Below are 19,001 nucleotides of genomic sequence, written 5' to 3'. Positions count from 1 at the left end.
TTCGGCGCGGACTGCGCGGCGGCACGGGCCACAGTGCGGTGCCGATGGTCCGGTCGGCGTAGCGTGTGCGGGCGAGCGCAGTCCCGTCCCCTGAGAGGCCTTCCATGACCGAGCTGATCCTGTCGGTGTTCGGCATCGCCGTGAACACGGCCGCCGTCGCGTACGTGGCGACGAAGCTGCTCGACGTGCGGTACACGGTGTGGCGGCTGATCGTGGTGAGCGTGTGCGGCTACAGCGTCATGCAGTACGGACTGCTCGCGGCCCTCATGGAGCCGTTCCGGTACCGGGAGCCCACCTCGGAGGAGATGCCGGGCGCGTTCGCCTTGTGGGGCCTGGTCTTCGTGACCGCGCCGGTGATCGCGATGATCATGCTGGTGGTGTGGGAGGCGGTGGTCCCGACCGGGGCGGTGCCGCCGGTCCGCACCTGGTTCAAAGGCCTGCGGACGCGGTCGCGGCGCACCCGCCGGTACGTGCAGATCCTCGGGATCGCGGCGCGGCACGGCCTCACCGGGCTGCTGCGCGGCCGCCGCCAGGCCGAGCAGGACGCCGAGATGGCGCGGGCACTGCGCCGGGCGCTCGACGACGCCGGGGTGACGTTCGTGAAGCTCGGGCAGATCCTGTCCACGCGCCGCGATCTCCTTCCCGCCGTGTACATCGCGGAGCTCGCGAAGCTGCAGGACCAGGCCGCTCCGGTCCCGGGCGCGGGCATGGTGCCGCTGGTCGAGGCCGCGGCGGGCGCGCCGATCGGCGAGGTGTTCGCGAGCTTCGACCTCGAACCCGTGGCGGCCGCGTCGATCGCGCAGGTCCACACCGCCGTCCTCCGCGGCGGCGAGGCCGTTGTCGTGAAGGTGCGCCGCCCCGGCGCCGAGCAGGCGGTCGAGCGCGACCTCGACATCATCCGCCGCCTCGCGCGCAGCCTCGACCGCCACACCTCCTGGGGCCGTTCGATGAACGTCCTCGGACTGGCGGACGGCTTCGCCGAGGCGCTGCGGGAGGAGGTCGACTTCACCGTGGAGGCGCGGAACCTCGCGCAGGTCGCGGCGGCGCACGACCGCCGCAGCGCCGAGGTCCGGGTGCCTCGGCCGCACGCGGACCTCTCGGACGAGCAGGTGCTGGTGATGGAGCGGCTGCCGGGCGTCCCGCTCGGCTCGGCCCGCCTCGCCGACCGCGGCGTCGACGGCCGCGAACTCGCCGCGGCGCTGCTGCGCGAGATGTTCGACGAGATCATGGTCGACGGCATCTTCCACGCCGACCCGCACCCGGGGAACCTCATGCTCCTCGACGACGGCCGCGTCGGCCTCATCGACTACGGCTCGGTCGGCAGGCTCGACCGCGAGCTGCGGTCCTCGTTCGAGGCGATCCTCCAGGCGGTCGACCGGCAGGACGGCCCGGCGCTCGCGGACGCGCTGATCAGCGTCTCGAGCCGCCCGGACGAGCTCGACCAGACGGGGTTCGAGCGCGCGCTGGGCTCGTTCATGGCCCGCCACCTCGTGCCGGGCGCGAACCCGGGACTGCGGATGTTCACCGAGCTGTTCCGCATCATCGCCAAGTACCGCATCGTGATCCCGCCCGAGCTCGCGGCCGTGTTCCGCAGCCTCGCCACGCTCGAGGGCTGCCTCACCGCGATCGACCCGGGCTTCGACCTCATCGCCGAGGCCCGCGACATCGGCCAGCGCTACGCCGAGCGGCGGCTGCGCCCGGCGGCCGTGCAGGACCTGGTGGTCGAGGAGGTCCACGACCTGCTGCCGGTGCTGCGCAAGCTGCCGCGCCGGCTCGAGCGCCTCCTCGCCTCGGTCGAGGCGGGCCAGGTCTCGGTGAACTTCCGGCTCTTCGCGAAGGCGGAGGACCGGCGCACGGTGACCGCGTGGCTGCACCAGACGCTGCTGACGGTGCTGGCCGCCGCGGCGGGCGTGATGGCGGTGATGCTGCTGGGCAACGACAACGGCCCGGCGCTGACCGCGGACTTCACGCTCTACCAGTTCTTCGGGCTGTCGCTGCTGCTGATCGCCTCGGTGATGGCCCTGCGGGTGCTCGCGGACATCTTCACGAGGCGCTCGCGCCAGGACTGATCAGTCGCCGAGACCGACCTGCATCAGCCCGTCCGCGGGGCGTCCTCTCCGGCGAGCGCACCGGCCGGTGCCGCGTCGGCGGCGACCAGCTGCTGGTCCGGGCGGACGGCACGAGTGACATCAGCCTCGAAGACCTGGCCGTGGCCGCCGTCGACGAGGCCGAGACCGCCCGCCACGTGCAGCGACGCTTCACGGTGGGCTGCTGAAGGCGGCGCGGGCGGCCCTCCACCCGCGCCGTCCCATGTGTCAGGTCCGGGCCGAAGGGGTAGCCGACCGGCTGCAGGCGATGCGGTTCCCGCACGCCGCGACCGAAGGAGGAAGACGCCTTGAGCACGATCACCGAATCAGTGGACGTCGAGGTCCCGCTCTCGCGGGCCTACAACCAGTGGACGCAGTTCGAGACGTTCCCCGCGTTCATGGACGGGGTCGAGCTGGTCCGCCAGCTCGACGACACCCACACGCACTGGGTGACGAAGTTCGGCGGGGCCACCCGCGAGTTCGACGCGACCATCACCGAGCAGCGCCCTGACGAGCGGATCGCCTGGCGCTCCATCAACGGCCCGACGCACGCCGGCGTGGTCACCTTCCACCGGCTCGACGAGGCCACGACCAGGGTCACCGCCCAGATGGACATCGACCCCGAGGGGTTCGCGGAGGAGACCGCCGACAAGTTCGGCCTCCTCGACCGCCGGGTGAAGGGCGACATGCGCCGCTTCAAGGAGTTCATCGAGGAGCGCGGTGTGGAGACCGGCGGCTGGCGCGGCGACGTCGACCCGCCCGGCATGCCCTGACCTCAACGCGCACGTCACGGTCGCCCGGCACCGCCGGGCGACCGCGCTCGCAAGGGCCAGCCCGCATCCCCAGCGCGGCCGCTGAGGCCGCCGCGAAAGGTGCTTCCATGAAGGGGCGCAAGGTGATCGCCGATCCGGACCCGATGCCCTGGCGACCCGGCCGAAGACCGCGCCTCACGCCCGGTTCGAGGACCACCAGGTGGCCGGGGCGGCCGCGGCGAAGCCCAGCTTCTCGTAGAGCGGGACGCCGAGCTTCGAGGCGGTGAGGGTGACCGGGACCTGCGCGAGGGGCGCGAGCGAGCCGAGCATGACGGCGCGGCCGATGCCCTTGGAGCGCGCGGCTGCGGTGGTGCCGACCCAATAGTGGCTCGCGAAGCCGTTGGCCGCCACCGTGACACAGGCCCCGGCGACTTCGCCGTCCACACGGGCGGTGAAGAGCGCCACGCCCGGTTCGTCCAAGAGCGCCTGGGGGAACAGCTCGCCGGGCCGGTACGGCTCGAAGCGCCCCAGGCCGAAGCTCTCGATGACGGCCCGCTCGGCCCCGCGGAGGTCCGCGTCGTCCGCCACCGGTGCGACCGCGATCGCGGGGGCCTCGACCGGCGCGGGGAGGCGCAGCATCACCGGCATCTGCCACGAGCCCATGCGCAGATGCGCGAGGTCCGTGGCGCTGAACGGGTCCTCCATGTCGACCGGCCCGGCCGCCGCGGCGGCGAGGCCGGCGATCTCGGCCAGCTCCTCGGCGGTGAGCTCCGGCTCCTGGATGAGGACCCGCAGGCCCGCGCGCTCGTCACCGGCGACGGCGAGGAAGCCGCGCCGCCGGATCACCTCGTGGCCGCGCGAGCGGCCGGTCGCGGCCCAGAACGCGGCCGAGTTGCGGGCCTGGAGGCGCGGCGTGTTCGCCAGCGTCGCATCGAGCGCGGGGAGCGGGATCGTCATGCCCGCAACGATTCCCTATCCGCCGCGAAACCGCCACCCCGGGCACGACCCGCCGCTCCGCAGGACGCTCCTGCGGCGCGGCGGCCCGCGCTACCCCGGCACGACCAGCCGCAGGCGGTGGTCCGCCAGCCCGATCGTGATCTGCTGACCCCACGTCACGGTCAGGTGGTCCGACTCGACACCGTCCGCGAACACGACGAGCCGCTCGCTCTCGCACACCAGCCGCAGCTCCTCGCCGCGCTGCAGCATGCCCGCCGTCAAGGTCGCGCCCGTCGCCGGCGACGGCCACGCCTCCCGCACGAACCACGACAGCGACGGCGACTCCGGCTCCGGCAGCGCCGCCTTCCAGCCCCGGTCGGCCGCGATCGACGCCGTCCACCCCGTCGCGCCCGTGCCCGTGCCGACCAGCACCCCGGACGAGGACTGGCGCTCGCCCCGCCCGTCCGCCCCGATCAGCCGGTACCGCGCCGACTGGTGCGTGCCGTGCCCCGCGTACACCTCGTTGAGCCCGGCCAGCACCTGACCGTCGTCGAGCCGCGCGGCCACCATCGTCAACGGCCGCACCGCCGCCGACCGCGCCGCCACCGCCCGCAGCGCCGCGCCGACCGCGCTCGCGCCGAACCGGACCAGCACCCCCGCGTTGAGCCCCGGCTCCGGATCCACCCCGAGGACCGGCTGGCCCGCAAGGTACTTCGCGAGATTCGCCACGAGCCCGTCCTGCCCGACCGCGACCACGATGTCCTCGGGCCCGAACAGGAAGCGCGGCAGGTCGTCCCGGTCCACCCGGCCCCGCCGCCAGTCGGCCGGGACCGCCGCGTCCACTGCGGTCAATGCCGCTTCCAGCGCCTCGTGCCGCGCCGCCACCTCGTCGAGGTCGCGGCCTCGCCGGCGCAGGAAGTGGTCGGCCGCCGCGCGGGTGCCGTGCCGGACGAGGAGTTCGTCCAGCTCGCTGCGGCGGCTGACGACCACCACGCGCGGCGCGAGCGTCGCGCTCATCGCGGACCCTCGGCGAGCCGCGAGAGCGTGCCGGTCAGCAGGTCGGGCGTGATCGTGATCTGCCCGATCTCCGGTAGCTGACCCGCGAGTTCGCGCAGCGCCAGCGCCTGCAGGACCGAGGGCGGCAGGTCGCGGTAGGCGGACAGGCGGGCGGCCTCCGACTCGGCCTCGGCCGCGCCCACGGCCCGCACCTTGTCCGCCTGCGCCGCCGCGAGCGTCCGTTCGCGCTCGGCCTCGCCTTGGGCCGCAGCGAGACTCGCGGCCGCCGTGAGTTCGGCCTGCCGCTGCGCGTTGGCGCCGCGCTGCTCCACCAGCTGCTGTTCGCGCCGGGCCAGCTCGATCTTGTTCTGCAGCTCGTTCTCGGCGATGGCCCGCTCCTGCTCGACGGCCTGGGCCCGCCGCGAGTACGTGGCCTTGTCCGCGTCCTGCTGCACCGCTTCGCGGGTCGGGGTCTGGAGCGAGCGCTCCAGCTCCGGCTCGGGCCGGACGGCGACGACGCGGGCGCTGACGACGGCGACGCCGATGTCGGCCAGGCGGGCGTCCTCGGCGAGGGCGGCGGCCACGTCCTCGCGCAGCTGCGGGACGGCGCTGGTGAGCGCCTCGGCGAGGGGGAGGCGGGCGAGGAGGTCGATCGCGGGCTGCTGCGCGAGCTCGGTGAGCAGGGTGGCGACCTGGTCGAGCGGGCGGGCGCGCGCCTGTCCCTTGTAGGGGTCGACGGAGAAATCGAGGCGGGTGGCGGCGAGGGCGGGGTCGGCGATCCGGTAGGTGACGGTGGCCTGCACGGTGACGTCGGCGAAGTCGGCGGTGCGGGCGTGGAACATCAGGGGCAGTTCGCGGTCGTCGACGGGCACTTCGGAGAGCACGGCGACGAGCGGGCGGTACCAGAACGACTGGCTGGTGCCCTCGCGGGCGGTGCGGCCGCGCTTCTGGCACCGGACCCAGACGGTGGGGGTGCCGCGCAGGTGGCGCAGGAACAGCAGCTTGGTGACATCGGCCATGGGGAGGGCCTCCTTTTCTCGTCAATCTGACGATAATCGATGTGCTAGGTTATCGTCAAGGTGGTGATAATGAGTTATCCGGTGTTCGCCGTCACGGTCGACCTCGTGGTCCTGACCGTCCGCGACGGAGCATTGCACGTGCTGCTGGTGCAGCGCGGCTGCGAGCCTTACCTCGGCCAGTGGGCGCTGCCGGGCGGCTTCGTGCACGAGGACGAGGACCTGACGACCGCGGCCCGCCGCGAACTGGGGGAGGAGACCGGGCTCGACGGCCCGGCCGGCCATCTCGAGCAGCTCGGCAGCTACGGCGACCCGGACCGCGACCCGCGCGGCCGCGTCGTCACCGTCGCCTACCTGGCGCTCCTGCCCGACCTGCCTTCGCCCACGGCCGGCACGGACGCGGCGGCCGCCGAATGGGCGCCGATCGGCCGGCGCGGCCTCGCGTTCGACCACGACCGCATCCTCGCCGACGGCGTCGAACGGGCCCGGTCCAAACTGGAGTACACGCCGCTCGCGGCCGCGTTCTGCCCGCCCGAGTTCACCATCGGCGCGCTGCGCGGCGTATACGAGGCGGTCTGGGGCGGGCCGCTCGACCCGCGCAACTTCCACCGCAAGGCGACGACCACGCCGGGCTTCGTGGAGCCGACGGGCCGCTCGACCGAGGGGGAGCCGGGCCGCCCCGCGCGCCTCTACAAGCGCGGCAAGGCGACCCGTCTCAATCCGCCGATGTCGCGGTAGCTACTCCATGCGCAGCTTCTCGACCATGCGCGGGTAGTCGCCGAACGCCTCCTCGACCTGCTGCGGGTTGAGGCCGTAGCGGGCGAGCTCGTACTCGTGCTGCCGCCCGATGCCGGGGCGGGCGAGCACGGAGTCGAGGGTGCGCGCGTCGGCGTCGGTCCACTCGGCGCCGAGGCGCTCGTAGAGCAGCGGCACCTTCTGGTGCGGCTCGGCCGCGAGCCACGGGTAGGGGACGTCGATGAACGCGGCGCGGGGCCAGTCGACGCGGGCCTTGCGGGCGCGGTCGATCGCGGTCGACTGGATTCGCAGCCAGGTCGCCCCGATCGCGTGCAGATCCGGGTTGCGCTCGTGCATGACCTGCGAGGACTCCACGAGCGAGCACAGGGAGCCGAGCACCGTGATCGGGTCGCGGTGCGTCCACACGATCTGGGCGTCGGGGAACACCTTCCGGATCTCGGGCAGGTGGTCGAGGTGCATGGGGGACTTGAGGATCCACCGCTTGCGCTCGCGCCCGTACTGGAGCACCTGGAGGGCGAGCCTCAGGTACTCGTAGTCGGGCAGCACGTCGTGCTGCTCGATCCACTGGTAGTACTTCGGCATGTGGACGCGCGCGAGGTGCTGGTGCCCGTGCGGCAGCAGGTAGTTGCACTCGTCGGGCTTCCGCGCGTCGAGCGGGTGGATGACCTTGAACGCCGGGGCCAGCCGCATGAAGGTGCCGACCAGGCGTTCGGTCTGCCGGATGCGGCGGTGCCGGGCTTCCTCGCCCCGGTCGATGTCGGTGAACATCCACTCCCACAGGGCCGGGCCGCGGTGGGCGGGGGACTTGGCGATGATGTTGTGCGCCAACGTGGTCGCGGTGCGGGGCAGGCCCACGATGAACACGGGCCGCTCGATCGGCTCGGCCGCGATCTCGGGGTGCTCGGCGACGAGGCGCTCCACCCGCAGGCGGTTCTCGATGCGCAGGCGCAGGTCGCCCTGCACGCTCTGCCAGCCCATCGGGCTCAGGCGCGGGCTCGCGGCGAAGCATCGCGTCAGGTACCGCATGCCGTCGAGGAAGTCGGGCACCGCGGCGCGGTCGCCGCCGGTGGCGCGCTTGGCCTTCGCGACGATGCCGTCGAAGATCTTGTCGGGGTCGCGGCGGCCGCCCATCGTCGGCTGCAGCAGCACGTTGAGGACGCTGGTGGTCATGGACTTGCGGCGCATAGGGGTTGCTTCCCGTCCGTAGGGGTCTGCACGGGCGCCATTCTCGCAGGGCCGCCGTGCCGTGTCCAGTGTCGAGCCGGGCTGCGGTACGTTCGCTCAGATGAGCACGACTTCCGTCGCCGAGGCGGCCGACTGGTTCGCCGAGGCCGCCTCGATCACCGTCCTCACCGGCGCGGGCGTCTCCACGGACTCGGGCATCCCCGACTTCCGCGGTCCCCAAGGGGTCTGGACCAAGAACCCCGCCGCCGAGAAGCTGTTCACCATCGACAACTACCTCGCCGACCCCGAGGTCCGCCGCCAGGCCTGGGCCGCGCGCCGCACCAGTCCCCTCTGGACGGCGGAACCGAACGCCGCGCACCGCGCCCTCGCCGACTTCGAGCGCACCGGGCGGCTGCGCGCCGTCGTCACCCAGAACACCGACGGGCTCCACCAGGCCGCCGGGTCCGGGCGCGTCATCGAACTCCACGGCACCGCCCGCGACGCCGCGTGCCTTGACTGCGGCGCCCGGATGCCGATGACCGAGGTGCTGCCGAGACTCGAGGCGGGCGAAGCGGATCCGCCGTGCCCCGAATGCGGCGGCATCCTCAAGTCGGCCACGGTCTCCTTCGGCCAGCAGCTCGACGGCGACGTCCTCGACGCGGCCGCCGAGGCCGCGCGCGACGCCGACCTGTTCGCCGCCATCGGCACCTCGCTCGGCGTCTACCCGGCCGCGGGCCTGTGCGACTACGCGGTGGCGCACGGCGCGCGCCTGGTCGTGGTCAACGCCGAGCCGACGCCTTACGACGACGTCGCGGACGCGGTACTGCGCGAGCCGATCGGCGACGTGCTCCCGCGCCTCCTCGGCGTGGAGCAGCGGGGCTCAGAATGATTCGAACAGCCCGCGGATGTACGCGGCTTGACCGGTGTGCTGCTGGTTGTCGTTCGCGACGCTGACGAGGCGCACCCCGAGGGTGACGGCCGGGTCCCAGTTCGTGTCCACGATCCGGTCGAGGTCGGCGGGGACGAGGGTCGCGACGTACGCGAGCGTGGCGCGGTGCACGGCGTCGTAGTACCCCTGCAGGTCGGTCGCCGTGACGCCCTTGACCTCAGCCGCCTGATCGCTCGTGTGCCCGTACCCGGTCGCGTCCGCCGCGAGCGGCAGCCCGAAGCGCTCGTGCCACCCTTCGGCGGTCCAGGTCTGCTCGCGCCCCGCCACCTCCGCGACATGGTCGTCCTGCACCCGCGCGATGTGCCACACGAGCCACGCGATCGAGTTCGCCCCCGGACCGGGCCGCGCGTCCAGGTGCACCTGCGAGATGCCGTCGAGCACCGCGTGCACCTCCTCCTGCACCCGCGAGAACGCATCCGCGAAAACGGCGCTCACTTCCATCGCCACTCCTGACTCGGTCATCCGCCATCGATGTCAGCCCCATCCTCGCATCAGCCCCGCCGGAGCACCGCGTATCCGGTGACCCACAACGCGAGCGCGGAACCGAACCCGGCCACCGCCCCCGCGGTCACGACGCCGCCCATGCCGGCGGCGACGCCCGCGGCGCCCGCGAGGATCATCGCGTACCCCGTCCACCGGTACTTCGGCTCGTCGAACGCCGGTGCCAGCGGGATGAAGTGCGCGCCGACGATCGCCGCGATCGTGCCCGGCAGGAACGCCGTGAGGTCGAGGCCATTCAGCGCGAGGACGGCGGCGGCGATGAGCACGACCTCGAACCCGATCCAGATCCCGTACCGCCGCGCCCAGTCCTTCGGCAGCTCGCGCGGCCGTTCCCGCCGCGAGGCGACGCGCGGCACCGCGGCGACGAGCCCCACGCTCACGGCGGCCGCGAGCGCGAGCCCGATCCAGTACGCGGCGCCGTCACCGAGCAGCCCGGCGCCGCCGATGAACCAGCCGAGTCCGAAGAACGCGCAGATCGTGACGCCGTTGCGGCGCATGTTGCGGCTCATGGTGTCAGGGGCGGTAAAGGTTTCCACAGTCCTATTGTGGCGGAACGAGACCAGCGCTCGCATCGAGGAGCGCCTTGAGCGCTCCGGCGAACCGGGTCGGGCGCTCGACCGGCCCGAGGTGGCCGCCGGGGAACTCGGTGAGCGGCAGGCCGAGCCGGGCGGCGAGGGCCGCCGCGGTCTGGAACGGGAGGTCGCGGCCGGAGTCGGCGCCCACCGCGAGGACCAGCCGTTCGGCGTGCGCCGCAAGGGCGGTCAGGTCCGGGTCGTAACCGGTGAACTGCACGAGCATGTGCTCCAGGAACAGCGGTTGCAGGTCGCCGAGGCGGCCGAAGAGCTCCAGCAGCTCCGGGGTCGGCGGTTCGGGTGCGGTGTCGGCGTACCCCTCGGGCCAGTCGCCGAAGCGCCGCAGCGCGGGGACCGGGAACCTGATGTCGGTGTCGATCATCGACTCGGTCATCAGTTTCCCGGCGGCCGCGAACTCCCCGGCGCGCGCCGACTCCCGCACCTCGGCGAGGACCGACCGCAGCTGCGCCGCCTCCGGCAACAGGTTCACCAGCGGCGGTTCGTGGACCACGGCGAGGCGCACCCGCTCGGGGTGGCGGGCGAGCAGGTCCAGGGCGGTGATCGCGCCGGCGCTGAACCCGAGCACCACTGGCGCTTCGTCGAAGAGCGCGTCGATCACGGCGGCCGCGTCGTCCGAGTGGACCTTCGGATGCTGGTCGCCCAATGCGGTGCCGGGCCGCCGCGTCGAGGCGACGCGGGTGCTCACGACCGCGACGCCGTAGTCCGTGGCGAGCCGGTCGGCGAGGCGTTCGAGGACGCCGCCGTGGCCCGATCCGCCGGGGACGAGCAGCAGCGGTGGACCCTCGCCGCGGCGGTAGTAGTCCACTGTGGTTTCTTCGAGGTCGAGGTGCGGCATGTGGTCTGCTCCTGTCAGCGATGCGGCCAGTCGGTGAGGGTGTGGTGGAGCGCGTCGACCGCGCGCCGCCATGACGCGTCCAGGGAGCGCTCGGCGGTGAACCCGCCGGTCGCCTCCAGGTCGCTGAACCCGTGGAAGGTGCTGCGCAGCAACCGGACCGCGTCGGTGGCGTCCGGTTCGGGCAGGTCGTAGCCGCGCAGCAGCGCGTAGCAAGCCTCGATGATGCGGGCGACGCCCTGGGACGCCGCGAGCCGGTCCGGCGCGATCGGGTACCGGGTCGCGGCGTACCGGCCCGGATGGCCGGTCGCGAAGGCACGGTACGCGTCGGCGAACGCGGTGAGAGCGGCATGCCCGGAGCGCCCCGCCACGGCCCGGCCCAGCACCTCGGCCCACTCCTCGTGCGCGAGCAGCGCCACGCCTTCCATGAGGTCCGAAAGCCCCCGCACGTGGGCGTACAGGCTCGCGTCGCGCACGCCGAACCGCTTGGCCAGCAACGCGAGCGTCAAGTGCTCGAACCCGATCTCGTCGGCGGCGTCCGCGGCGGCGGCGACCAAAGCATCACGGGTCAGTCCCACACGGGGCATGGTTTCCTAACCTCCCTAGGTTTCAACCTAAGATACCTAGGAAAGCTCGCGGCGCCAACCGCGTTTCAGCGCTGCTCGTCCAAGGCCGCCTGGAAGAGGCGGGCCGCTTCGGGGAAGCGGTCCGGGGCCGGGCCGGCGAAGTTGACGCGGGCGTAGGGTCCGGGCGGCTCGGCCGGGAACCATTCGGTGCCCGGGGCGATGAGGAGGCCCCGGGACTCGCAGTCGCGCACCAGCCGCTCGGCGTCGACGCCGTCGGGCAGGCGCAGCCACAGGTTCAGGCCGCCCGCCGGGACGCGCTCGAGCTGCGCGTCCGGCGCGTGCTCGCGAAGCGCGTCCACGAGGAGGTCGCGGCGGATCCGCACCTGGTTCCGGAAGGCGCGCAAGTGGTGCCGCCAGCCCGGCTGCGTCACCACGTCGAACGCCGCCGCCTGCAGGACCCCGCTGACGTACATCGCCTCGGCCCCCTGGTCGGCCGCGATCCGGTCGCGCACCGGCCCGCGCGCCACCACCGCCCCCACGCGCAGCGCGGGGGACACGCTCTTCGTCAGCGACCGCAGGTACACCACGTGCCCGCCGTCGTCCTGCGCCGCAAGGGGAGCGGGATCGGCGTCGATCGCCAGGTCGTGCGCCCAGTCGTCCTCGATGAGGAACGCCCCGTGCGCGCGCACCACCTCCAGCAGCTCCCGCCCGCGGCGCGGCGACCACTGCACGCCCGTCGGGTTCGCGAACGTCGGCTGCGCGTAGAACGCCCGCGCTCCCGTCCGCCGGAACGCCCGGTCCACCTCCTCCGGGTCGGGACCCTCAGGGCCGCTGGGGACCGGCACCAGCGCGAGCCCGGCCTGCTCCGCGCCGAGGATCGCGCCCCAGTACGTCGGCGACTCGATCAGGAGTGGCCGGCCGGAGCCGACGACCGAGCGGAAGACCGAGCCGAGGCCGCTCTGGCTGCCCGACACGATCATCACGTCACGGGCCGTCGGCGGCGCCACTCCGGCGGACCCGCCCAGCTCGGCCGCGAACCACGCCTGCAGTTCAGGCAGGCCCCGCACCGGCGAACGCGTCAGCGCCGCTTCGGACTTCGCCGCCCGCGCAAGAGCGGCCCGCACCATCCGCTCCGGCAGCAGCTCCCGGTCCGGATAGCCCGAGTGCAGGCTGATGGCGTCCGGAGCGGCCGAGCGCTGGGTTGAGGAGACCTTCGGCAACCGCGAATGCGGCGAGCCGAGCGCGGCCGTCTGCCAGCCGAAGTCCACCGCCCGAGGCGCCCGCACCGCGCGCGTGAACGTCCCCACCCCGGGCCGGGTCTCGATGAGCCCCAAGGCGTTCAGGGCGTGCATGGCCTTCTGGACGGTGACCGGGCTCGCCCCGTGCTCGGCCATCAGTTCGCGGTTCGTCGGGAGCTTCGCGCCCGGCGGGGCGGCCGCGATCCACGCGCGCAGGCCGTCCACGATCCGCTGAGTGCTACCATTCGACATGAGTATAGAGAGTAGCACTATCGTCGCTGCGCCCCCGGCGCTATCGCAGCGGTCGGGCCTGTGGTGGGGCTTCCTCGGCGTCCTGGCCTTCTCGTTCACCCTCCCGCTCACCCGCATCGCGGTCGAAGGGCTCTCGCCCCTGTTCATCGGCTCCGGCCGCGCCGTCATCGCCGCCGCGCTCGCGGGGCTCGCGCTGGCCGCCACCCGCCAGCGTCCTCCCACGGCGGCCCAATGGGGTCGGCTCGCGCTCGTCGCGGGCGGCGTCGTGGTCGGGTTCCCGTTCCTCACCTCCTACGCGCTCACCACGTCCTCCGCCGGACACGGCGCGGTCGTGGTGGCGCTGCTCCCGGCGGCGACGGCGATCATGGCCGTGCTGCGGGTGAAGGAGCGCCCGGCGGCCTCGTTCTGGGCGTTCGCCGGGCTCGGCGCGGCCGCCGCGGTGTGCTTCGCGGCCCTGCGGGGCGGCGGGATCGGGTCGCTCGGCGGCGCGGACCTGCTGTTCTTCGGCGCGGTGCTGGCCGCCGCCGTTGGGTACGCCGAGGGCGGCCTGCTGGCGCGCGAACTCGGTTCCTGGCAGACGGTCTCGTGGGCGCTCGTGCTCGCCGCCCCGGCCATGCTCGCCCTGACCGCCGTCGCGGTCGCGCAGGAGCCGCCGACGGCGACGCCGGTGCAGTGGCTCGCGTTCGCCTACCTCGCGGCCGTGAGCATGTACCTCGGCTTCTTCGCCTGGTACCGCGGGCTCGCGATCGGGCCGATGGCGCAGGTGAGCCAAGTGCAGCTGACCCAGCCGGTCATGACGATCGCATGGGCGGCGCTCCTCCTGGGCGAACCGCTCACCTGGACCACGGTGGGCGGCGGGCTGGCGGTGATCGCCTGCGCGGGCCTCGCCGTGCGCGCCCGCCTCGGGGGCGTCGCGCTCAGGGGCCACTGAGCATTCAGGGCGGCCGTTTTCGGGCCCGTCTGCCCGATCGCCGCGTTGTCGGCCCCCCGATACCGCCCTGGTATCGGGAGGGCCTTCAGCCTTGCGAGGGGCGAACGGACTCGCCCGGGATGCGCAGGCACCCCTAGTCCGGTCGCCCGTACCCTTCGAGGAGCCGCAGCCAGATCTCACTGACCGTGGGGTAGGCCGGGACGGCGTGCCAGAGTCGGTCGAGCGGCACTTCGCCGACGATCGCCGTGGTCGCGGCCTGCACGAGCTCGGCCACCTCGGGGCCGACGAAGGTCGCCCCGATCATGACGCCGCGGTCCTCGTCCACGATCATCCGGGCCGCGCCCCGGTAGTCGTCGCGGGCGATGCTCGATCCGGCGACCCAGCCGAGGTCGTAGTCGACGACGCGGATCCGCTTCCCTTGCGCCCGTGCCTGGTCGGCGGTCGGGCCGACGGCCGCCACCTCCGGATCGGTGAAGACGACCTGCGGGACCGCACCGTGGTCGGCGGTGGCGACGTGCGCGCCCCACGGCGCGTCGTCGACCGGCCGGCCCTTCGCGCGGGCGGCGATCACGTCGCCCGCCGCGCGCGCCTGGTACTTGCCCTGGTGTGTCAGCAGTGCCCGCCCGTTGACGTCGCCCACCGCGTACAGCCAGTCGAAGCCGTCGACGAGCAGCGTGTCGTCGACGGCGAGCCGGTCGGCCGGGTCGAGGCCGATCGACTCGAGGCCGAGGTCGGCGGTGTTGGGGCGGCGGCCGGTGGCCACGAGGAGTTCGGTGGCGGCGACCGTGCCTTTGTCGGTCTCGAGCAGGACGTCGCCTTCGGTGCGTTCGACGCGCGTCGTCGTTGCGTGCGTGAGGATCTCGACGCCGTGTGCCCGCAGCGACGCGGTGACCCGCTCGGCCGCGAACGGTTCGACGGTGCCGAGGAGGCCCTCTTTGGCGATGACGGTGACCGCGGCGCCGAGCGTCCGGAACGCGGTCGCCATCTCCACGGCGATCACGCCGCCGCCGAGGATCGCGAGGGATTTCGGCACCGACTTCGCGCTGGTGGCCTCGCGGCTGGTCCACGGTTTCGCTTCGCGCAGACCGGGAATGTCCGGGATGACCGGGGTCGACCCGGTGACCAGGGCGACGGCGTGGCGGGCGCGCAGGACCGAGGTGCCGCCGTCCGCGGCGGTCACGGTGACCTCCCGTTCGCCGCTCAGCCGCCCGTGCCCGCGCACGAGGCCGATCCCGGCGCTGTCGAGCCAGTCGACCTGGCTCTGGTCGTTCCAGTCGTGGGTGATCGCGTCCCGCCTGCGCAGGACCGCGGGCACGTCGAGGCCGCCGCCGACGCTCACGCCGGGGAGCGCCTGTGCGGCGCTGAGGACCTGGACCGGGCGCAGGAGCGCCTTGGACGGCATGCACGCCCAGTACGAGCATTCGCCGCCGACGAGTTCGCCTTCGACGATCACGGTCTCGAGCCCGCCTTGGACGGCCCGGTCGGCGACGTTCTCGCCCACCGCTCCGGCCCCGATCACGACCAGGTCGACCTCGCGTACTTCGGCTGTCATCCGCCTGCCCCTTCCGATGCGTCCCAGAGAGGAAGCCTACGCGCGTCGCGAGGCGGCCGTCAGCGTTCGGGGTGTTGCGTTGCGGCGCACAGGGAACCGGGCCGGGGACGCCCCGGCCCGGTCAGGGCCGCCAGGCCGCGTTCAAGAATGCGGGGTGCGGTAAAACCGGATCCCGCACGGAGATCAACCCGCGGAAACGGACGTGTGCAGGGGGAGGCAGGGGAAATCCGACTTCGCAAACGCTGCCTAGTAGACGCTCGCTCCGATCCAGTCGTCGTGGCCGTAGCCGGCCGGGTCGGCATAGTCGCGGTCGGCGAGACCGAACGCGCTGCCGGTGGTGCCGCACTGGGCGAGCACCAGCGGAGCGCCGGTGCCGGTCCCGTTGAGGTCCAGGCAGAGGTTCGAGTGCCCGGCAGGGTGGATGCCGGTGCCGTCCACCGTGAACCGCTGGTTGAGGCCGCCGTGGCAGTCCCACAGGAGCAGCGCGGACCCGGCCTGCACGCGGCCGCCCTGGACGTCGACGCAGCGGTCGTGGCTGAGCTCGACGTGCAGCGAGCCGCGCTCAGGGTCGAGCCAGAAGCCCTGGTTGCGGGCGCCGTTGCAGGTCCAGGCGATGAGGTCGGTGCCATTGCGGGAGTCGTAGCCCTCCGCGTCGGCGCACAGGCCGGTCGTCCGGTGCTTGAGGTCCTGGAACTCGAGGAGTCCTTCGTAGAGGACCGCGCCGCCGGTGCTGGCGGGGTCGACGCAGGTCGAGGTCGCCCAGTCGGGGTGGTCGTAGAACGCGGTGATGCACTGCGCGAAGGCGCCGTGCCCGAGGAAGTTGGGGTGCAGGGACTGCCGGAACGCATGCTCGGAGGGCAGTTCGCCCACTTCGACGTAGACGCCCCTCGCCCACGGCTGCTGCTCGCACACGCCGTGGCCGTCGAAGAGGCGCTGCGCGTCGAGGTAGCGGGCGCCTTTGCCCAGGGCCGCTTCGCGGATGCCGGCCTCGAACAGGGGCACGGCCTTGTTGCGGGCGAAGGCCGCGTCGGCGAGGTAGAGGAGGCAGCCGCCGGCGTACCAGCCGGGGAAGTCGGGGTTGTCCTCGACGTCGGGGCCGCCGGGGCTGGGGTAGGACATGACGACGAGGTCGTAGTCGGCGGCGAGGTACCCGGCCTCGGTCATGGTGCGGCGCACGCCGTCGATGGCGTTCTCGACGCCGTCCCGGCTGACCTCGACGCGGGCCTCCCAGTCGTCGGTGTGGTTCGGCCAGCAGGGGCCGAGGAAGAGGATCCGGTTGGTGGCGCACTCGGTGGCGACGGGGCCGAACTCGATGCCGCCTTCGTCATTGGCGCCCACCACGATCCACACGAGTTTCACGTTGGTGTTGCGGGCCTTGACGGCGAGCTGGTCGCCCTGGTTGAGCTCGTTCCACTGCTGCTGGCCGGTGCTCTGGATCAGATGCGGCGACGCGGCGCCGGAGCACGCGAGGTTGTACTGGACGTCGCTCTCGATGCCGGTGCGGAAGAGCGCCTGGTCGAGCGAGCGGTCGCACCAGTTGCCGTCCTCGTGCGTGCCGGGCTCGTAGTTGCCGACGCCTTCGCCGGATATCTCGCTGTCGCCCATGGAGACCAGCGAGGTCGAGCGCTGCTCGAGGGGGCGGATGCCGGGGCTGCCGTAGAGCGCGGTGGCTTCGGCGGCGCGCACGGCTTCGAGGTGGTCGGGCAGCGGGACGGGGTCGGGCCGTTCCGCCGCCTGGGCCGAGGAGGCCATTGTGGACAATGTGAGGGTGGTGAGCACCGCTGCTGCCAGCGCAGCGGTGATCCTGTTCCGGGGAGTGGACATGGCAGTCTCCTGTTCGGAAACATCGCTGTCGACGGATCGTAGTAGGGAGACTACCGTTACTCCGCGGTAATGTGAAGATTGTCGGATTGATCAATTTCGATATTATTGAGGGGTGGTCCACTCGGCGTGAGCGGTCAGCGGCACCAGCTCCGGACGCTCCACCGTGGTCAGCACGTCCAGGCGGCCGCCCGTCTCGGCCGCGCGCAGCAGCGAGGTCATCACCTCGAGCACGTGCAGTGCCAGCGCGCCGCTCGCCCGCGGGACCCCTTGCGCCCGAGCCATGTCCACGATCCCGACGCCCCGGCCCGACTCGGCGTACCCGGCGCTGGGCGCGAGCACCTCCCTGTCGCCGCCGATGCGGTGGAGGGCGACGTCGCCCGCGAAGTGGTTCGGGTCGGGCACGCCGATCGAGCCCTCGGTGCCGTGGACCTCGATGTTCGGGGCCTGCGTCGCGTGCCCGTCGAAGCTCATCACCACGGTGCTCAGAGCCCCGCCCGCGTGCTGCAGGATGCCCGTGACGTGCGAGTCGATGGAGACCGGGATCAGTTCGCCCGCACGGGGACCGGAGCCGATGACCCGCTGGTCGCGCGAGCGGCTGGACGCGCCCGTCACCGATACGACCGGGCCGAGCAGGTGCACGAGCGAGGTCACGTAGTAAGGCCCCATGTCGAGCAGCGGCCCGCCGCCCTCGGTGTAGTAGAAGTCCGGGTTCGGGTGCCAGCGCTCGTGGCCCGAGGCGATCATCGTGGCCGTCGCGAAGGTCGGCGTCCCGATGTCGCCCTTGTCGATCGCGGCCCGCGCGGTCTGGACGCCGGTGCCCAGCACCGTGTCCGGCGCGCACCCGACCCGCACGCCCGCCGCGTCTCCGGCCTCGACCACCCGCTGCGCGTCGGCGAACGTCGCGGCGAGCGGCTTCTCGCCGTACACGTCCTTGCCCGCCGCGATGGCCCGCAGCGCGATGTCCGCGTGGGCGGCGGGGATGGTGAGGTTGAGGACCGTGTCCACTTCGGGGTGCGCCACGAGCTCGTCGACGCCGAGCGCGACGGCCCCGGTCGCCTCGGCGACCTCGGCCGCGCGGGCCTCGTTCAGGTCCGCCACCGCCGCGATCCGGATGCCCGGGCACGCCTCGAAGGTGTTGAGGTACTGGCCGGAGATGGCCCCCAGGCCGACGATGCCTACGCCGTGCGGGTCGCCCACAGCATGCCCCTTTCGATGATGGTGCGCACGTTCTCGTCCTTGAGGACGTCGACGCTGTGGCCGGGGGTCGCGACGAAGACCCTGCCCTCGCCCCACAGGCGGGTCCACACGGCCGGGGAGGTGATCGGCCGGTGCCACGGGTGCCACGGCTGCACCGGATGCGTGGTCGTGGCGAGCACGTCGATGAGGTCGTCGTGCAGCACCCAGTACTGCTCGGTGTCGAGCTCGAAGTCCGCCATGCCCGCGGTAACCGGGTGCTCGCGGCCGAGGTCGGTGAACTCGACGGTGTACTTGAGGTAGTTGTCCTCCTGCGAGCCCTTGCACTGGCCCGGCTCCTTGGAGGGGTGGGTCGCGAACTGGCCGCCGATGAGCTGCAGGTAGTCCGATGAGTTGCGGTACGAGTCGGCGATGCCGCCGTGCCAGCCCGCCATGCCCGTGCCCGCGGCGACGGCCGCGCGCAGGCCCTTGAGCTGGTCGTGGCTGATCTCCGACATGGTCATGCTCTGCACGATGAGGTCGGTGGCCGCGAGCGCGTCCGCGTCCGCGTACACCTCCGGGGACTCCTCGATCCGCACCTCGAAGCCCTGCTCCCGCAGGAAGGGCAGAAACAGTTCAGTAGCCTCGACCGGCGCGTGCCCCTCCCATCCGCCTCGGACGATCAGCGCTGTTCGCTCGCTCATATGGTTCCTTCACCGGTGCTCTGACACCGCTTGTTGTCGTCGTTTTCGGGTCGCGGCTCCGACCGTAGCCCATGGCGCGGACGACCGCAACGGGCTTCCCCGTCGATGGACGATCGAATAGAGATAGAAACAGTTTCAGTAGTGTGAGGCGGCGATCGATCTGCACATGCCGCAGAGCG

General features: G+C 72.8%; 19 protein-coding genes. 5 read left to right on the top strand and 14 right to left on the bottom strand.

The features are described 5' to 3' along the window. Positions 1-104: 104 nt before the first annotated feature. On the top strand, positions 105-2,069 hold the full coding sequence (locus AB0K52_RS16450; protein ID WP_363532443.1) for an AarF/UbiB family protein: 1,965 nt from the start codon (positions 105-107) through the stop codon (positions 2,067-2,069). Positions 2,070-2,092: 23 nt separating this feature from the next. Here AB0K52_RS16450 and AB0K52_RS16445 read toward each other — a convergent pair whose 3' ends face one another. Beyond that, complete coding sequence (locus tag AB0K52_RS16445; RefSeq protein ID WP_363532441.1) at positions 2,093-2,245, bottom strand: hypothetical protein; 153 nt, start codon at positions 2,243-2,245, stop codon at positions 2,093-2,095. Between the two features lie 150 nt (positions 2,246-2,395). Here AB0K52_RS16445 and AB0K52_RS16440 point away from each other — a divergent pair, with 150 nt between their 5' ends. Beyond that, complete coding sequence (locus AB0K52_RS16440) at positions 2,396-2,860, top strand: SRPBCC family protein (protein WP_363532439.1); 465 nt, start codon at positions 2,396-2,398, stop codon at positions 2,858-2,860. Positions 2,861-3,034: 174 nt separating this feature from the next. Here AB0K52_RS16440 and AB0K52_RS16435 read toward each other — a convergent pair whose 3' ends face one another. The 3 genes from AB0K52_RS16435 to AB0K52_RS16425 form a co-directional block, all read right to left on the bottom strand. After that, entirely contained in the window at positions 3,035-3,796 is a 762-nt protein-coding gene (locus AB0K52_RS16435) for a GNAT family N-acetyltransferase (RefSeq protein WP_363532437.1), read from the bottom strand. Between the two features lie 90 nt (positions 3,797-3,886). Then, complete coding sequence (locus tag AB0K52_RS16430) at positions 3,887-4,792, bottom strand: hypothetical protein (protein ID WP_363532434.1); 906 nt, start codon at positions 4,790-4,792, stop codon at positions 3,887-3,889. Further along, entirely contained in the window at positions 4,789-5,790 is a 1,002-nt protein-coding gene (locus AB0K52_RS16425) for an SPFH domain-containing protein (protein WP_363532431.1), read from the bottom strand. Before AB0K52_RS16425 ends, AB0K52_RS16430 begins: the two co-directional genes overlap by 4 nt. A gap of 69 nt (positions 5,791-5,859) precedes the next feature. Here AB0K52_RS16425 and AB0K52_RS16420 point away from each other — a divergent pair, with 69 nt between their 5' ends. Continuing rightward, complete coding sequence (locus tag AB0K52_RS16420; RefSeq protein WP_363532429.1) at positions 5,860-6,525, top strand: NUDIX domain-containing protein; 666 nt, start codon at positions 5,860-5,862, stop codon at positions 6,523-6,525. Here AB0K52_RS16420 and AB0K52_RS16415 read toward each other — a convergent pair whose 3' ends face one another. Further along, positions 6,526-7,728: a sulfotransferase gene (locus tag AB0K52_RS16415; protein WP_363532427.1), complete on the bottom strand. Its 1,203-nt coding sequence runs from the start codon at positions 7,726-7,728 to the stop codon at positions 6,526-6,528. Between the two features lie 100 nt (positions 7,729-7,828). Here AB0K52_RS16415 and AB0K52_RS16410 point away from each other — a divergent pair, with 100 nt between their 5' ends. Further along, the gene (locus AB0K52_RS16410) at positions 7,829-8,596 is read left to right on the top strand and encodes an NAD-dependent protein deacylase (protein ID WP_363532424.1); all 768 of its coding nucleotides are present in this window, start codon (positions 7,829-7,831) and stop codon (positions 8,594-8,596) included. Here AB0K52_RS16410 and AB0K52_RS16405 read toward each other — a convergent pair. From AB0K52_RS16405 to AB0K52_RS16385, 5 genes are all read right to left on the bottom strand, one after another. Beyond that, positions 8,588-9,097, bottom strand: a complete 510-nt coding sequence (locus AB0K52_RS16405; RefSeq protein WP_363532593.1) for a DinB family protein — start codon at positions 9,095-9,097, stop codon at positions 8,588-8,590. The two genes, AB0K52_RS16410 and AB0K52_RS16405, sit on opposite strands and share 9 nt — an antisense overlap. A gap of 50 nt (positions 9,098-9,147) precedes the next feature. Further along, positions 9,148-9,693 (bottom strand): hypothetical protein, encoded by a 546-nt coding sequence (locus AB0K52_RS16400; protein ID WP_363532422.1) that lies wholly within the window; start codon positions 9,691-9,693, stop codon positions 9,148-9,150. 4 nt (positions 9,694-9,697) lie between these two features. After that, positions 9,698-10,585 carry an alpha/beta hydrolase gene (locus tag AB0K52_RS16395; RefSeq protein ID WP_363532419.1) on the bottom strand — a complete coding sequence of 296 codons (888 nt, stop codon included), beginning with the start codon at positions 10,583-10,585 and terminating at the stop codon, positions 9,698-9,700. A 14-nt stretch (positions 10,586-10,599) separates the two neighbouring features. After that, the gene (locus tag AB0K52_RS16390; RefSeq protein ID WP_363532416.1) at positions 10,600-11,169 is read right to left on the bottom strand and encodes a TetR-like C-terminal domain-containing protein; all 570 of its coding nucleotides are present in this window, start codon (positions 11,167-11,169) and stop codon (positions 10,600-10,602) included. 65 nt (positions 11,170-11,234) lie between these two features. Then, positions 11,235-12,638, bottom strand: coding sequence for a PLP-dependent aminotransferase family protein (locus AB0K52_RS16385; protein ID WP_363532413.1), 1,404 nt, complete (start codon positions 12,636-12,638; stop codon positions 11,235-11,237). Here AB0K52_RS16385 and AB0K52_RS16380 point away from each other — a divergent pair. Continuing rightward, positions 12,637-13,569: a DMT family transporter gene (locus tag AB0K52_RS16380; RefSeq protein ID WP_363532410.1), complete on the top strand. Its 933-nt coding sequence runs from the start codon at positions 12,637-12,639 to the stop codon at positions 13,567-13,569. The genes AB0K52_RS16385 and AB0K52_RS16380 overlap by 2 nt on opposite strands. A 133-nt stretch (positions 13,570-13,702) precedes the next feature. On the opposite strand, the gene AB0K52_RS16375 is transcribed toward AB0K52_RS16380, so the two are convergent. The 4 genes from AB0K52_RS16375 to AB0K52_RS16360 all read right to left on the bottom strand — a co-directional run bounded on the left by AB0K52_RS16375 (position 13,703) and on the right by AB0K52_RS16360 (position 18,822). Then, positions 13,703-15,121 (bottom strand): NAD(P)/FAD-dependent oxidoreductase, encoded by a 1,419-nt coding sequence (locus AB0K52_RS16375; protein ID WP_363532407.1) that lies wholly within the window; start codon positions 15,119-15,121, stop codon positions 13,703-13,705. A 246-nt stretch (positions 15,122-15,367) separates the two neighbouring features. Beyond that, a complete protein-coding gene (locus tag AB0K52_RS16370) occupies positions 15,368-16,945 on the bottom strand; it encodes a ricin-type beta-trefoil lectin domain protein (protein WP_363532404.1) in 1,578 nt (525 codons plus the stop codon). A 102-nt stretch (positions 16,946-17,047) separates the two neighbouring features. Further along, a complete protein-coding gene (locus tag AB0K52_RS16365) occupies positions 17,048-18,142 on the bottom strand; it encodes a Gfo/Idh/MocA family oxidoreductase (RefSeq protein ID WP_363532401.1) in 1,095 nt (364 codons plus the stop codon). Continuing rightward, positions 18,121-18,822, bottom strand: coding sequence for a ThuA domain-containing protein (locus tag AB0K52_RS16360; RefSeq protein ID WP_363532398.1), 702 nt, complete (start codon positions 18,820-18,822; stop codon positions 18,121-18,123). The genes AB0K52_RS16365 and AB0K52_RS16360 overlap by 22 nt, the downstream gene beginning before the upstream one ends. Positions 18,823-19,001 lie beyond the last annotated feature (179 nt).

It is taken from the genome of Glycomyces sp. NPDC049804 (assembly GCF_040674615.1).
Classification (GTDB): Bacteria; Actinomycetota; Actinomycetes; order Mycobacteriales; family Micromonosporaceae; genus Glycomyces; species Glycomyces niveus.
The sequence above is the reverse complement of the archived record's forward strand: the minus strand, read 5'-3'. Positions and strand labels throughout refer to the sequence as shown.

Bases quoted from the DNA above. Each gene is read 5' to 3' on its own strand.
- AB0K52_RS16450 (WP_363532443.1), top strand. From the start codon at position 105: ATGACCGAGCTGATCCTGTCGGTGTTCGGCATCGCCGTGAACACGGCC.
- AB0K52_RS16435 (WP_363532437.1), bottom strand. From the start codon at position 3,796: ATGACGATCCCGCTCCCCGCGCTCGATGCGACGCTGGCGAACACGCCG.
- AB0K52_RS16430 (WP_363532434.1), bottom strand. From the start codon at position 4,792: ATGAGCGCGACGCTCGCGCCGCGCGTGGTGGTCGTCAGCCGCCGCAGC.
- AB0K52_RS16425 (WP_363532431.1), bottom strand. From the start codon at position 5,790: ATGGCCGATGTCACCAAGCTGCTGTTCCTGCGCCACCTGCGCGGCACC.
- AB0K52_RS16420 (WP_363532429.1), top strand. From the start codon at position 5,860: ATGAGTTATCCGGTGTTCGCCGTCACGGTCGACCTCGTGGTCCTGACC.
- AB0K52_RS16415 (WP_363532427.1), bottom strand. From the start codon at position 7,728: ATGCGCCGCAAGTCCATGACCACCAGCGTCCTCAACGTGCTGCTGCAG.
- AB0K52_RS16410 (WP_363532424.1), top strand. From the start codon at position 7,829: ATGAGCACGACTTCCGTCGCCGAGGCGGCCGACTGGTTCGCCGAGGCC.
- AB0K52_RS16405 (WP_363532593.1), bottom strand. From the start codon at position 9,097: ATGGAAGTGAGCGCCGTTTTCGCGGATGCGTTCTCGCGGGTGCAGGAG.
- AB0K52_RS16395 (WP_363532419.1), bottom strand. From the start codon at position 10,585: ATGCCGCACCTCGACCTCGAAGAAACCACAGTGGACTACTACCGCCGC.
- AB0K52_RS16390 (WP_363532416.1), bottom strand. From the start codon at position 11,169: ATGCCCCGTGTGGGACTGACCCGTGATGCTTTGGTCGCCGCCGCCGCG.
- AB0K52_RS16380 (WP_363532410.1), top strand. From the start codon at position 12,637: ATGAGTATAGAGAGTAGCACTATCGTCGCTGCGCCCCCGGCGCTATCG.
- AB0K52_RS16385 (WP_363532413.1), bottom strand. From the start codon at position 12,638: ATGTCGAATGGTAGCACTCAGCGGATCGTGGACGGCCTGCGCGCGTGG.
- AB0K52_RS16375 (WP_363532407.1), bottom strand. From the start codon at position 15,121: ATGACAGCCGAAGTACGCGAGGTCGACCTGGTCGTGATCGGGGCCGGA.
- AB0K52_RS16370 (WP_363532404.1), bottom strand. From the start codon at position 16,945: ATGTCCACTCCCCGGAACAGGATCACCGCTGCGCTGGCAGCAGCGGTG.
- AB0K52_RS16360 (WP_363532398.1), bottom strand. From the start codon at position 18,822: ATGAGCGAGCGAACAGCGCTGATCGTCCGAGGCGGATGGGAGGGGCAC.